Annotated in this window: 13 protein-coding genes; 10 read left to right on the top strand and 3 right to left on the bottom strand. The window is 74.1% G+C overall.

The features are described from left to right. Positions 1-226: 226 nt before the first annotated feature. Complete coding sequence (locus tag B7L92_RS26210; RefSeq protein ID WP_081239860.1) at positions 227-979, top strand: tetratricopeptide repeat protein; 753 nt, start codon at positions 227-229, stop codon at positions 977-979. 74 nt (positions 980-1,053) lie between these two features. Here B7L92_RS26210 and B7L92_RS26205 read toward each other — a convergent pair whose 3' ends face one another. Beyond that, complete coding sequence (locus B7L92_RS26205; RefSeq protein WP_081239859.1) at positions 1,054-2,349, bottom strand: DUF1015 domain-containing protein; 1,296 nt, start codon at positions 2,347-2,349, stop codon at positions 1,054-1,056. A gap of 72 nt (positions 2,350-2,421) precedes the next feature. On the opposite strand from B7L92_RS26205, the gene B7L92_RS26200 reads away from it, so the two are divergent. The 4 genes from B7L92_RS26200 (at position 2,422) to B7L92_RS26185 (ending at position 6,671) form a co-directional block, all read left to right on the top strand. Further along, positions 2,422-3,489 carry an HAD hydrolase-like protein gene (locus B7L92_RS26200; protein ID WP_081239858.1) on the top strand — a complete coding sequence of 356 codons (1,068 nt, stop codon included), beginning with the start codon at positions 2,422-2,424 and terminating at the stop codon, positions 3,487-3,489. 190 nt (positions 3,490-3,679) lie between these two features. Continuing rightward, positions 3,680-4,723: a FecCD family ABC transporter permease gene (locus B7L92_RS26195; protein WP_081239857.1), complete on the top strand. Its 1,044-nt coding sequence runs from the start codon at positions 3,680-3,682 to the stop codon at positions 4,721-4,723. Further along, positions 4,720-5,757 carry a FecCD family ABC transporter permease gene (locus tag B7L92_RS26190; protein WP_081239856.1) on the top strand — a complete coding sequence of 346 codons (1,038 nt, stop codon included), beginning with the start codon at positions 4,720-4,722 and terminating at the stop codon, positions 5,755-5,757. The genes B7L92_RS26195 and B7L92_RS26190 overlap by 4 nt, the downstream gene beginning before the upstream one ends. Further along, complete coding sequence (locus B7L92_RS26185) at positions 5,754-6,671, top strand: ABC transporter ATP-binding protein (protein ID WP_081239855.1); 918 nt, start codon at positions 5,754-5,756, stop codon at positions 6,669-6,671. Before B7L92_RS26190 ends, B7L92_RS26185 begins: the two co-directional genes overlap by 4 nt. Here the strand turns inward: B7L92_RS26185 and B7L92_RS26180 are convergent. Beyond that, a complete protein-coding gene (locus B7L92_RS26180) occupies positions 6,655-7,002 on the bottom strand; it encodes a sterol-binding protein (RefSeq protein WP_081239854.1) in 348 nt (115 codons plus the stop codon). The two genes, B7L92_RS26185 and B7L92_RS26180, sit on opposite strands and share 17 nt — an antisense overlap. A 42-nt stretch (positions 7,003-7,044) precedes the next feature. Between B7L92_RS26180 and B7L92_RS26175 the strand changes: the two genes are divergently transcribed. From B7L92_RS26175 to B7L92_RS26155, 5 genes are all read left to right on the top strand, one after another. After that, complete coding sequence (locus B7L92_RS26175; protein WP_081239853.1) at positions 7,045-7,434, top strand: hypothetical protein; 390 nt, start codon at positions 7,045-7,047, stop codon at positions 7,432-7,434. Between the two features lie 7 nt (positions 7,435-7,441). Beyond that, on the top strand, positions 7,442-8,257 hold the full coding sequence (locus tag B7L92_RS26170; RefSeq protein ID WP_081239852.1) for a TlyA family RNA methyltransferase: 816 nt from the start codon (positions 7,442-7,444) through the stop codon (positions 8,255-8,257). Continuing rightward, entirely contained in the window at positions 8,254-9,159 is a 906-nt protein-coding gene (locus tag B7L92_RS26165; RefSeq protein WP_081239851.1) for an NAD kinase, read from the top strand. Before B7L92_RS26170 ends, B7L92_RS26165 begins: the two co-directional genes overlap by 4 nt. Before the next feature lie 143 nt (positions 9,160-9,302). Continuing rightward, a complete protein-coding gene (recN, locus tag B7L92_RS26160; protein WP_081239850.1) occupies positions 9,303-11,021 on the top strand; it encodes a DNA repair protein RecN in 1,719 nt (572 codons plus the stop codon). Between the two features lie 572 nt (positions 11,022-11,593). Next, entirely contained in the window at positions 11,594-12,715 is a 1,122-nt protein-coding gene (locus B7L92_RS26155; RefSeq protein ID WP_081239849.1) for a glycosyltransferase family 4 protein, read from the top strand. 33 nt (positions 12,716-12,748) lie between these two features. Here B7L92_RS26155 and B7L92_RS26150 read toward each other — a convergent pair. Continuing rightward, the coding region (locus B7L92_RS26150; protein WP_170102242.1) for a PucR family transcriptional regulator at positions 12,749-13,281 on the bottom strand (533 nt) is incomplete at its 5' end.

Below are 13,281 nucleotides of genomic sequence, written 5' to 3'. Positions count from 1 at the left end.
TGGTTTCCGCAGGGATGACAGCCGTGGCGGCGACCGGGGTGGTTTCCGCAGGGATGACAGCCGCGGTGACGACCGGGGTGGCTTCCGGGGGCGTGATGACCGTGGGCGCGGGCCTCGGAGGGACGACCGGGGTGGACGGCCCGGTGGATACCGTGGGCGGGACGACCGGCACGGTGGCCAGCGGTTCCGCGAGGAGCGGGACCGGGACCGGGAGCCGATCAAGCGGTTGCCGATCCCCGAGGACGTCACCGGCGAGGAGATCGACAAGGACGTACGGCAGGAGCTGCAGAGTCTGCCCAAGACCCTCGCGGACGATGTCGCCAAGAACCTGGTGATGGTCGCCCGGCTGCTCGACGAGGACCCCGAGAAGGCGTACGGCTACTCCAAGGTGGCCCTGCGGCTGGCGTCGCGCGTCGCCGCCGTACGGGAGGCCGCCGGGTTCGCCGCGTACGCCAACCAGAAGTACGCCGAGGCGCTCGCCGAGTTCCGGGCCGCGCGGCGGATGACCGGGACCGTCGACCTGTGGCCGCTCATGGCCGACTGCGAGCGTGGGCTCGGACGGCCGGAGAAGACGCTGGACATGGCCGGGGCGCCCGAGGTGCAGAAGCTCGACAAGGCCGGACAGGTCGAGATGAGGCTCGTCGCGGCCGGCGCCCGGCGTGACATGGGGCAGCTGGACGCGGCGATCGTGACGCTGCAGAGCTCCGAACTGGCGTCGAACTCCGTGCAGCCGTGGACCGCGCGGCTGCGTTACGCCTACGCCGACGCGCTGCTCGCCGCCGGACGGACCGGCGAGGCACGGGACTGGTTCGCCAAGGCCGTGGAGGCCGACCGGGACGGCAGCACGGACGCCTCCGACCGACTGGCCGAGCTGGACGGCGTGGAGTTCGTGGACGCCCTCGACGAGGAGGGGAACGACGACGTCCGCACGGACGCGGACGCGGACGAGGACAAGGACAAGGACACCGACAAGGACTGATCGGCGTCCTGACCTCCCCGCGCGGAGGGGAACGGTGTGGAGGGGCGGGTCCCGTCGGGGCCCGCCCCTCGCCGTCAGAGGTCGAGTGCGCGCAGGACCAGGCCGGAGGCCGGTTTCGGGCCGAACGACGTCGACTTGCGGGGCATCGTGACGCCCTGGCGGGCGAGGTCGCGGACGACCTCCTCGCGGACCGGGTGCATCAGCACGGCCGTCCCGCCGTCGCGTTCCGCCTTCTCGACCGTCGCGGCCGTGTCGTGGATGTAGGAGATGCGGGCGGGGGAGTCCTCGGGGACGTGCCAGACGTGGTCGAGGAGCGTGGCGTGCAGGACCGTCGCGTCCAGGGTGCGCCAGGCCGCGGGCCGGTCGGCCGGGACCGTGCGGGCCAGCAGCTCCGGGTCCGGGCGGTCGACGAGGTGGAAGGCGCCGTCTCCGGCGAGGAGGAAGGCGTTGCCCGCGGAGGCCGCCTCGGCCAGGGCTTCCATGGCCTCGGGCAGCACGGTGCCGTCGAGGCGGCGGACCCGGAAGAGGCCGTCGAGGGCGCCCAGCGCGTCCGCGACCGGCAGGTCGTGCAGGAGGCGGTGGATGGCGCGGACCCGCAGGGGATAGCGGGCCGTGTCGACGAGGAGGACCAGGCCGTGGTCCCAGGGGCCGGGGGAGGGGCGCTCCGCGCGGAGCCGGCGGTAGGTCGCCCAGCGGTGGTGGCCGTCGGCGATGAGGGCCTGGTGGCCGGCGAGCTCCTTCCCGACCGCGGCCAGGTCCGCGGGGTCGGTGACGGACCACAGACGGTGGTGGATGCCGTCCTCCGTGGTGGTCGCGAGGAGCGGCGGCTGCTCGGCGGTGTGCTCGATCAGGGCGGCCGTGACGGTCGCCGTGTCGTCGCCGCGGTAGGTCAGCAGCAGCGGCTCGAGGTTGGCGGAGGTGGCCCGCATCAGGTCGGCGCGGTCGGCGACGATGTGCGGCATGACGTCCTCGTGCGGCAGGACGAGCCGTTCGCCGGGGTCCGAGACGCGCAGCGCACCGATGAGACCGCGCTGCAGCATGCCGGCGTCGTCGCGCTGCTCGTAGACGTACAGCCCGGGTTCGGCGTCGGCGGTCAGGACGCCCTCGGCGCGCCAGCGGCGCAGGGTGTCGGCGGCCTGGGCGTTGCGGGCCTCGGGCGTGTCCGCCTGGGGCAGGATCAGCCGGACGATGTTGTACGGGTCGGCGGACTGGAGGTGGTGCAGGCCGTCCGGACGGACGACGACGTCGTACGGCGGGGATGTCACGGCGGCCAGGCTGCCGACCCGGTCGGGGTCGTAACGAAGGCCTCGGAACGGAGTGAGTTCCAGGCCTCGGGGCGCCTTCGCTTCCGAGTGACCTGCTGTGTTCATCCAGGCATCGTACGGGTGTCGGCGGCATGGGGGATGATCGGGGGAAAGCCGTCGAACGAGGAGCGATGCGGAATGAGCCGGAGCGTCAGGACGAGGCCCGGGGCGAGTGGGCGGGCCCTGAGCGAGGCGTACGACACGGCTCTGCTCGACCTCGACGGTGTGGTGTACGCGGGCGGGAGCGCGATCGTCCACGCGGTCGAGTCGCTCGCGGCGGCCCGCGAGGGCGGCATGCACCTCGCCTACGTGACGAACAACGCCCTGCGCACTCCGGACACCGTGGCCGCGCACCTGACCGAGCTGGGGATACCGGCGGACGCCGGTGACGTCATCACCTCCGCGCAGGCCGTGGCGCGACTGATCGCCGACCAGGTGCCGCAGGGCTCCCGGGTGCTGGTGGTCGGCGGCGAGGGGCTGCGGGTGGCGCTGCGCGAGCGCGGGCTCGTGCCGGTGGAGTCGGCGGACGACGATCCGGTGGCGGTCGTGCAGGGGTACGGCGGGCCCGAACTGCCATGGGGACGGTTCGCGGAGGCGTCCTACGCCGTCGCGCGCGGGGTGCCGTGGTTCGCGTCCAACACCGACCTGACGATTCCCAGCGGGCGGGGCATCGCACCGGGCAACGGCGCGGCGGTGGAGGTCGTACGGATCGCCACCGGCGCCGAGCCGCAGGTCGCGGGCAAGCCGCTGCCGCCGATGCACCGGGAGACGATCCTCCGTACGGGTGCCGAACGGCCGCTGGTGGTGGGGGACCGGCTGGACACCGACATCGAGGGCGCGTTCAACGGCGGGGTCGACTCCCTGCTGGTGCTGACCGGGGTGACGGACGGCGCGCAGCTGCTGGCCGCGCCGCCGCAGCACCGGCCGACCTATGTCGACGCCGATCTGCGCGGACTGCTCACCGGGCAGCCGGAGGTCGTCGAGGCGGACGGCGGGTTCCGGTGCGGAGGCTGGACGGCGACGGCCGGGGGTGCGGAGGTCTCCCCTGGTCGAGCGAGGTCGGGAGCGCGGGGACGGCTGGAGCTCGACGGGGACGGTGCCGCGTCGGACGGGCTGCGTGCGCTGTGCGCGGCGGCGTGGACGGCGGCCGGCGACGGTGTGTGCGAGCTGGACGGCGGCAAGGCACTGGCGCGGCTGGGGCTGTGAACCCCGGCTCCGGCGCCCCCCCGGCTCCGGCGCCCCCCGGCTCCGGCGTCACCGGTGCCCGGGCTTCTCCGCCGTCTCTCCTCCCCGACCGTCCCTGACCGCCCCTGACCGTCTCTGTCCGCCCTGTCCGTCCTTCGGAGGACGAGTTCGGGGATCGTGATCGAATGGCAGGGTAGGCTAACCTAACCGCGTGTTGGTCGAGAGTCCCCCCGAACAGCGCGCGGACGATGCCCCCGCGCCCCCAAGGCGCCGGGTCGCGCGCTCCCTCGGGCTGCTCGTCTCCGTCGCGATCCTGGTGTTCGTCATGCTGGCGAGCCTCGCGATCGGGGCGAAGGACCTGTCCCTCGACCAGGTCTGGCACGGCCTGTTCCAGGACACCGGCAGCTACAGCGACGTCGTCGTCGCCGACCGGTTGTCACGCACCGTGCTCGGGCTGCTCGCCGGTGCGGCGCTCGGTCTGTCGGGGGCGGTGCTGCAGGCGCTCACCCGCAATCCGCTGGCCGACCCCGGGCTGCTCGGCATCAACGCGGGCGCGTCCGCGGCCGTGGTCACCGCCATCACCTTCTTCGGCGTCACCTCGCTGTCCGGGTACGTGTGGTTCGCGTTCTTCGGCGCGGCGGCCGTCGGGGCGCTGGTGTGGTTCCTGGGCGGCAGCCGGGGCGCGACGCCGGTGCGGCTCGTGCTCGCCGGTACCGCGATCTCCGCCGCGCTCTACGGCTACATCCAGGCCGTCATGATCCTGGACGACGCGGCGCTCGGCAGGATGCGTTTCTGGACGGTGGGGTCGCTGTCCTCGGGGAGCGCCTCGACCATCGAGCAGGTCCTGCCGTTCCTGCTGGTCGGCTGCGCGCTGGCGCTGCTGCTCGCCCGGCCGCTCAATGCCATGGCCATGGGCGACGACACCGCCAAGGCCCTCGGCGCCGACCTCAACCGCACCCGGGCGCTGTCCATGCTCGCCGCGACCATGCTGTGCGGGGCCGCGACCGCCGCGTGCGGGCCGATCGTGTTCGTCGGTCTGATGGTGCCGCACGTCGTGCGCTCCTTCACCGGGCCCGACCTGCGCTGGATCCTGCCGTACGCGGCGATCCTGTCGCCCGTGCTGCTGATCGGAGCCGATGTGATCGGCCGGATCGTGACCCGGCCCGCGGAACTCCAGGTCGGCATCGTCACGGCGATCCTCGGCGGCCCGGTCTTCATCCTTCTGGTACGACGGCGGAGGACGGCTCAGCTGTGAAGACCCACCGCGCGGTACGGACTCCCGGCGGCCTCTCGGTCCGGCTGGACGTGCGTGCCCTCACCGTCGTCGTGCTGCTCCTGCTCGCGGCGCTCACCGCGAGCGTGGTGCTGATCGGCACCGGCGACTTCCCGATATCCGCCGCCGACGTGCTCAGGACGCTCGTCGGGGAGGGCGACGCCGGGCAGGAGTTCATCGTCACCGAACTGCGGCTGCCCCGGGTCCTGGTCGGCCTGCTGGTCGGTGCCTCGCTCGGACTCGGCGGCGCCCTGTTCCAGGCCATTTCCCGCAATCCGCTGGGCAGCCCGGACGTCCTCGGTCTCGGGCAGGGGGCGACCGCCGGCGCGCTCACGGTGATCGTGCTGTTCTCCGGCACCGCCGACCAGGTCGCCGTCGGCGCGCTCGTCGGCGGGCTGGTGACCGGGTTCGCCATCTACGTGCTCGCCTGGAAGCGGGGCGTGCACGGGTACCGGCTGGTCCTGGTCGGCATCGGTGTCTCGGCGATCGTCACGGCGGTCAACGGATACCTGCTCACCAAGTCCGACATCGTCGACGCGGCCCGCGCGGTCGTGTGGATGACCGGCTCCCTCGACGGCCGTGACTGGGCCCAGGTCTGGCCGCTGCTCGCCCTGTGCGTCGTCCTCGTCCCCCTGGTCCTCGCCAACTCCCGCGGGCTGAGGATGATGGAGATGGGCGACGACGTCTCGTCCGCCCTCGGGGTGCGGGTGGAGCGCGTACGGCTGGTGCTGCTGGTGTCGGCCGTGCTGCTCACCGCCTCCGCGACCGCCGCCGCCGGACCGGTCGCCTTCGTCGCGCTCACCTCGCCGCAGCTCGCCCGGCGCCTGACCCGTTCGCCCGGGCCGAACCTGGTGGCGTCGCTGTGCATGGGCGCCGCCCTGCTGGTCACCGCCGACTGGGTCTCGCAGCGGGCGTTCGGCACCGACCAGTTGCCCGTGGGCGTGGTCACCGGCGTGGTCGGCGGTGTCTATCTGCTGTGGCTGCTGGTCACCGAGCGCAGGGCGGGGCGCATATGAGCGCCGGGACCGAGAAGGACAGGAGCGGCAAGAACAGTGCCAGCAGCGGGCTGGACGACCGAAGGAGCACCGTGAACCGACTGTCCGCCGAGAACGTCACCCTCGCCTACGACCAGCGGGTCATCGCCGAGCAGCTGTCGGTGGAGATACCGGACAACTCCTTCACCGTGATCGTCGGCCCCAACGCCTGCGGCAAGTCGACGCTGCTGCGGGCGCTGTCGCGGATGCTCAAGCCCAGCGAGGGCCGGGTCCTGCTCGACGGACAGGTCATCCAGTCGATGCCCGCGAAGAAGGTCGCCCGGACCCTGGGGCTGCTGCCCCAGTCGTCGATCGCGCCCGACGGCATCACGGTCGCCGACCTGGTGGGCCGCGGCCGTTACCCGCACCAGGGCATCCTGCGCCAGTGGTCGGCCGAGGACGAGCGGGTCGTCCGGGAGTCGATGACCCAGACCGGGGTCGCCGAGCTGGCGGAGCGTTACGTCGACGAGCTCTCCGGCGGTCAGCGGCAGCGCGTGTGGATCGCGATGGCGCTGGCCCAGCAGACCCCGCTGCTGCTGCTCGACGAGCCGACCACCTACCTGGACATCCAGCACCAGATCGACGTCCTGGACCTGTGCGCGGACCTGCACGAGGAGCAGGGACGCACCCTCGTCGCCGTGCTGCACGACCTCAACCACGCCGCCCGGTACGCCACCCACCTCATCGCCCTGCGCGGGGGGAAGGTCGTCGCCCAGGGCGCGCCGAAGGACATCGTCACCGCCGGGCTGGTCGAGGAGGTCTTCGGGCTGCGCTGCCAGGTCATCGACGACCCCGAGACGGGCACGCCCCTGATCGTGCCGGCGGCGCGCAGGGCGCGGGCGGCGGCCGGGGACCGGGACGCGGCCCGGAAGGCGGTCGCTACAGGAGCTTCCTGAGGTGGAACAGGTCGCGCAGCCCCGCCTCCAGCTTCACCCGGCCCGAACCCCAGGCCCTGGCGAAGTGCAGCTCGCCGTCGACCAGGGCCACCAGGTCGTCGCCGGTCATCGCGAGCCTTATCTGGGCCTTCTCGCGCGGCGGGCCCGGAAAGGTGTCGTGCACCTCGATCCGGCCGCCGGTGAGCCGGCCGGCGAAGGTCACGTCCAGGTCGGTGATGTGACAGCTGACCGAGCGGTCCATCGCCGCGGCCGCGCGGACGTCCCCCTCGGCGTGCTGCATGCTGTCCGAAAGCTTGTCGAGTGCGGCACGGCACTCCTCGATCGTGGCCATCGCGGACGACGGTACCCCAGGCGTTCGCGGTAGCGTCGGGGCATGAACGACGCAGCGCCGGAGGCGGAGCACACGGAGCCGGTCCTCGCGCAGCCGCAGCCACGACACGCCGGGCCGCAGTCGCCGCCCGAGCCGGAGCCCGAGCCGGGGCCAGCCGGCCCGGTACCCCTGAACGTGCCGCGCACCCCCACCGGCAACGCCGAGGTGGACGCCCGTCTCGAGCGGCTGGCCGACGCCGACCACCTCGCCACGGACGGTCACGTCGAGGTGTACGAGGATGTGCACCGGGGGCTGCGCGACGCGCTCACCGCGCTCGACGCCGGTCCGGGATCCCCGGCTCCCGCCCGTCACCCGACCGCCACCCCTCGACCAGGCCCTTCGGGCCACCCATCCGATCCGGCACACGCACACGCACACGCACACAGGAGCTGAACCGAACGTGGCAGGAGTCGCACGCCGCCGTCTCGACGCGGAACTGGTCCGCCGCAAGCTGGCGCGCTCGCGCGAGCACGCCAGCCAGCTGATCGCCGCGGGCCGGGTCAGCGTCGGCAAGACCGTCGCGACCAAGCCCGCCACGCAGGTGGAGACCGCCGCCGCGATCGTCGTCGCCGACGACGCCGGCGACCCGGACTACGTGTCGCGCGGCGGCCACAAACTGGCCGGGGCGCTCGACGCCTTCGTGCCGCGGGGGCTGGTGGTCGAGGGGCGGCGGGCGCTGGACGCCGGCGCCTCCACCGGCGGCTTCACCGACGTCCTGTTGCGGGCCGGGGCCGCGCACGTGGTCGCCGTGGACGTGGGATACGGACAACTCGCCTGGTCTCTTCGGAACGATGAACGCGTCACCGTCAAGGACCGTACGAACGTACGGGAGTTGACGCTCGAGGCGATCGATGGGGAGCCTGTGGATCTTGTCGTGGGGGATCTGTCCTTCATTCCGCTCGGACTGGTCCTGCCCGCCCTGAAGCGGTGCGTGAGACCGGACGCCGACCTGGTGATGATGGTCAAGCCGCAGTTCGAGGTGGGCAAGGAGAGGCTGGGCAGCGGAGGAGTGGTCCGCAGCCCGCAACTGCGCGCCGAGGCCGTGCGCGGGGTGGCGGCCAGGGCCTGGGAGCTGGGACTCGGGGCGAAGGGCGTGACGGCGAGCCCCTTGCCCGGACCTTCCGGGAATGTCGAATATTTTCTGTGGCTGCGGGCCGGGGCTCCGGAACTGGACCCGGCCGACGTTGACCGTGCAGTGGCGGAGGGGCCGCGTTGACACAGAACCGAGCTCGTACTGTTTTCCTGCTGGCCCACACCGGGCGGCCCGCGGCCATCCGCAGCGCCGAACTCGTGGTCAAGGGGCTGCTGCGCTCCGGGCTCGGGGTGCGGGTGCTGGAGGACGAGGCGCGCGACCTGCCGCTGCCGGACGACGTGGAGACCGTCAAGGAGGCCACACCGCAGTGCCTGGACGGCTGTGAGCTGCTGATCGTGCTCGGCGGCGACGGGACGCTGCTGCGCGGCGCCGAGTTCGCCCGCGCCTCCGGGGTGCCCATGCTCGGCGTCAACCTCGGGCGGGTCGGGTTCCTCGCCGAGGCCGAGCGGGACGACCTCGACAAGGTGGTCGACCGCGTGGTGAACCGGGCGTACGAGGTCGAGGAGCGCATGACCGTCGACGTCGTCGTGCACCGCAACGGCGACATCGTGCACACGGACTGGGCGCTGAACGAGGCGGCCGTGCAGAAGGTGTCCGCCGAGCGGATGCTGGAGGTCGTGCTGGAGATCGACGGGCGGCCGGTCACCGGGTTCGGCTGCGACGGGATCGTGTGCGCCACCCCGACCGGCTCGACCGCCTACGCGTTCTCCGCGGGCGGACCCGTGGTGTGGCCCGAGGTCGAGGCGCTGCTGATGGTGCCGATCTCGGCGCACGCGCTGTTCGCCAAGCCGCTGGTGACCTCGCCGGACTCCGTGCTGGCGGTGGAGGTGCTGCCGCACGTGCCGCCGGGCGTGCTGTGGTGCGACGGGCGGCGCACGGTGGAGCTGCCGTCCGGCGCCCGGGTGGAGGTGCGGCGCGGGGCCGTGCCGGTGCGGCTGGCCCGGCTGCACCACGCCTCGTTCACGGACCGTCTGGTGGCGAAGTTCGCGCTGCCGGTCTCGGGGTGGCGCGGGGCGCCGCACTAGGCGGAGCCGGCCCGACGGGAAGGGAACACCTGTTCGGTGAGTGACCCGCCGCACGGCCGCGACGTGCGGTGACCCCCCGATGGGTGGGGCGGCGTCGCACGGTCACCGTGAAACCTCGTAAGGTCTGGAACGTGCTGGAGGAAATGCGGATACGGTCGCTCGGAGTCATCGACGACGCTGTCGTCGAGCTGTCGCCCGGCTTCACCGCCGTCACCGGCGAGACGGGCGCGGGCAAGACCATGGTGGTCACCAGCCTCGGCCTGCTGCTGGGGGGACGGGCGGATGCGGCCCTGGTGCGGATCGGCGCGCGGAACGCGGTCGTGGAGGGGCGGATCACCGTCCCCCGGGACACCGCGGCCGTGGTACGGGCCGAGGAGGCCGGGGCCGAACTCGACGACGGGTCGCTGCTGATCAGCCGTACCGTCTCCGCCGAGGGACGTTCACGGGCGCACGTCGGAGGGCGGAGCGTGCCCGTGGGGCTGCTCGCCGAGATCGCCGACGACCTCGTGGCCGTGCACGGGCAGACCGACCAGCAGGGGTTGCTGAAGCTGTCCCGGCAGCGGCAGGCGCTCGACCGGTACGCCGGGTACGCGGTCGCCGTGCCGCTCGGCAAGTACGGCGGGGCGTACAAGCGGCTGCGGGCCGTCACCGCGGAGCTCGAGGAACTCACCACGCGCGCGCGTGAGCGGGCCCAGGAGGCCGACATGCTGCGCTTCGGGCTCGAGGAGATCGCCGCCGTGGAGCCGCGCGCGGGCGAGGACGTGGAACTGGCGGAGGAGGCCGAGCGGCTCGGGCACGCCGAGGCGCTGGCGTCCGCCGCGGCGGTCGCGCACGCCGCCCTCGCGGGCACCCCGGAGGACCCCGAGGGCGTCGACGCCGGGACGCTCGTCGCGGGCGCCCAGCGGGCCCTGGAGGCCGTACGGGCCCACGACCCGGCGCTGGCCGCGCTCACCGACCGGATCGGGGAGGTCGGCATCCTGCTGCGCGACGTCGCCGGGGAACTCGCGGGGTACGCCGACGACCTGGACGCCGATCCGCTGCGGCTGGCCGCGGTGGAGGAACGGCGGGCCGCGCTCACCGGGCTGACCCGGAAGTACGGCGAGGACATCGCGGCCGTGCTGGCCTGGGCCGAGCAGAGCGCCGCGCGGCTGACCGAACTGGAGGGCGACGACGAGCGGATCACGGAGCTCACCGCCGAGCGGGACGAGCTGCGTGCCCAACTGGGCGTGCTGGCCCAGGAGCTGACGGACGCGCGGACGGAGGCGGCGGAGCGGTTCGCGGCGGCGGTGACCGCCGAGCTGGCCTCGCTCGCCATGCCGCACGCGCGCGTGTCGTTCGACATCCGGCAGACCGAGGACCCCGAGGGCGTCGAGGTCGGCGGGCGCACGGTCGCCTACGGTCCGTCGGGCGTGGACGAGGTCGAGCTGCTGCTGGCCCCGCACCCCGGGGCGCCGCCCCGGCCCATCGCCAAAGGGGCGTCGGGCGGTGAGCTGTCGCGCGTGATGCTGGCCGTGGAGGTCGTGTTCGCGGGCACGGACCCCGTGCCGACGTACCTCTTCGACGAGGTCGACGCCGGTGTCGGCGGCAAGGCGGCGGTGGAGATCGGGCGCCGGCTCGCGCGGCTGGCGAAGACGGCGCAGGTCGTGGTCGTCACCCACCTGCCCCAGGTGGCCGCGTTCGCCGACCGGCAGCTGCTGGTCGAGAAGACCGACGACGGTTCGGTCACCCGGTCCGGCGTGAAGGTGCTCGAGGGCGAGGAACGGATCCGGGAGCTGTCCCGGATGCTCGCGGGCCAGGAGGACTCGCAGACCGCCCGCGCACACGCGGAGGAACTGCTGGCGACGGCCCGGGCGGACGTGTAGCCGGGGAGCGCCCGGGCGCCGGACGCGCCCACGCCCGGTCCGAGGGGATGACCGCGCGTGGTCCGGCGGGACGGTCGGCCGATCCCGCGGAACCGCCTCCTTCGGGTTCGCCGCCGCCCTCATCCGGGCCGGCACGGCCGTGCTGCGGGCCGAGACGCCCGGGGGCCGGGACCGCCGGGAGCGGAGGGACCACGCAGGCCGTGGCACCGGGTGGTACGCGGGCCCCGCCGCCCTCGCGGCGGAGGCCGGGACCGGACACGTCGCCCATGCCGTCGCGCCGGTCGCGGCCGCGGCGCACGGGGACCGGGCGAGCGCGGCGGCCCGGTGGCCGGACGGGGGCCGAGGGACCGGGAGCCGCTCGGCGTCCCGTCCCGGAGCCGATGCTTCCGTCACCCGTGTGGGTGATACGCCCTCCCGTGCGACCCCGGCCCCGCGCTCCCGCCGTCCCGGAACGCCCGTACGTCCTGGCATCCTTGACGGAGTACACGGAGGAAACCGTGCGGCACACCCCTGCGCACCACCCTTCTGTACGTCCTTCGTGACCGTCCGACCCGAACCAGGAGCCCGGCCGCGTGACCCCCGTGAGCAGCCACTCACCGCTGCGCACCGTGCAGGTGCTGGGCGGTGGCAACGCCGCCAGCAGCGCCCATGTGCGCTCGCTGGCCGCGGGGCTCGTCGCGCGGGGCGTGCGGGTCACGGTGTGCGCCCCCGCCGAGGCGGATCACACCTACGGCTTCACGGGCGTCGGCGCCGACCACGTGCACGTGCCGCGCAGCAGCGACCCGGGATCGGTGGCCGCGCTGCGGGCGGCCTGCACGGACGCCGACCTGGTGCACGCGCACGGGCTGCACGCCTCCTTCCGCACGGTGCTCGCCCTCAGCGGACGGCCCACCCCGCTCGTCGTGACCTGGCACGACCGGGCGCGCGCCGACGGTCCGCGCGCCCACTTCCTGCGGGTGCTGGAGCGGCGGGTCGTCAAGGCGGCCACCGTGGTGCTCGGGACGACCTCCGCCCTCGTGGACCGGGCGCGCCGCACGGGAGCGCGGGACGCGCGGCTGGCCGCGATCTCGCTCCCCGGGACGCGCACGCCCCCGCAGCCGGAGGATCCCGACCGGTCGCGGTCCAAGGTCCGGGCCGAACTCGGCGCCATGGGACGCCCGCTGCTCCTCGCCGTCGGCTCCCTCGAACGGCACCGGGGCTACACCACCCTGCTGGACGCCACGTACGCGTGGAGCCGCCTCGATCCCGTTCCGCTGGTCGTCATCGCGGGGGAGGGGCCGCTGCGCGGCGAACTCCAGCGGCGGATCGAGACCGAGGACCTGCCGGTCCGGCTCATCGGCCGGCGCGACGACGTCCCCGACCTGCTCTCCGCCGCCGACCTCGCACTGCTGCCCAGCCGGTGGGAGGCCCGCTCCCCGTTCGCCCAGGAGGCCCTCCACGCACGCGTGCCGCTCGTCGCGACCGGCGTCGGCGGCATCCCCGAACTCGTCGGCGACGCCGCCGAACTCGTCCCGTACGGCAACGCGCGAGCGCTCGCCGACGCCGTCGTACGGCTGCTGGACGACCCCGGCCGCAGGGAACTGCTCCGGCAGCGGGGCGCGCGGCAGGCGTCGACCTGGCCGACCGAGGACGAGACGGTCGCCCAAGTGCTCAGCGTGTACGACGAGCTGACCCGGCACCGACCGCTGATCTGATCCCGGGCCGGGCGCGGGGCGGCGGCCGGCGGGTCAGGACACGTGCCGCCGGGCCCGCAGGGCCAGGCTCAACGCCAGGACCGTCTGCGGGTCGTCGAGGTCGGTGCCCAGCAACTCGCCGATGCGGGCGAGCCGGTTGTAGAGCGTCTGCCGGTTCAGGTGCAGTTCGCGGGCCGTCTCCGCCTTGCGTCCCGCATGGGCCAGATACGTCTCCAGGGTGGGCAGCAGCAAGGGCCTGGAGCGGCGGTCGTGGTCCAGGAGGGGGCCGATCGCGCGGTCCACGAACGCCGCCAGGTCCGGGTGGTCGCGCAGCCGCCACAGCAGCAGGTCGATGTCCAGCCGTCGGGCGTCGTACCAGGGGCGGTCCGGCAGGCCCTGCGCCGCGGTCGCCGTCTCCGCCGCGTGCCGCAGCCCCGCCGACGCCGCCGCCCAGCCGCCGGCCGGCCCGACCACCACGGCGGGCGGCCGGGTCCCCGGCCGCAGCATGCCCGCCCGCTCCACCCCGGCCCGCAGCGCCGCCGCCACCCGGTCCGCGACCGTCGGGCGCTCCGTCTCCGCGCGCAGCC

The organism is Streptomyces viridosporus (genome assembly GCF_002078235.1).
In the GTDB taxonomy this organism is placed as follows: domain Bacteria; phylum Actinomycetota; class Actinomycetes; order Streptomycetales; family Streptomycetaceae; genus Streptomyces; species Streptomyces viridosporus.
Note: the sequence above shows the minus strand (reverse complement) of the source record. Positions and strands in the feature narration are given on the sequence as shown.

What these genes read in the sequence shown, in the direction of transcription:
- B7L92_RS26205 (WP_081239859.1), bottom strand. Translation starts at nt 2,349, where the DNA reads ATGAACACAGCAGGTCACTCGGAAGCGAAGGCGCCCCGAGGCCTGGAA.
- B7L92_RS26185 (WP_081239855.1), top strand. Translation starts at nt 5,754, where the DNA reads ATGAGCGCCGGGACCGAGAAGGACAGGAGCGGCAAGAACAGTGCCAGC.
- B7L92_RS26175 (WP_081239853.1), top strand. Translation starts at nt 7,045, where the DNA reads ATGAACGACGCAGCGCCGGAGGCGGAGCACACGGAGCCGGTCCTCGCG.
- B7L92_RS26200 (WP_081239858.1), top strand. Translation starts at nt 2,422, where the DNA reads ATGAGCCGGAGCGTCAGGACGAGGCCCGGGGCGAGTGGGCGGGCCCTG.
- B7L92_RS26180 (WP_081239854.1), bottom strand. Translation starts at nt 7,002, where the DNA reads ATGGCCACGATCGAGGAGTGCCGTGCCGCACTCGACAAGCTTTCGGAC.
- recN (WP_081239850.1), top strand. Translation starts at nt 9,303, where the DNA reads ATGCGGATACGGTCGCTCGGAGTCATCGACGACGCTGTCGTCGAGCTG.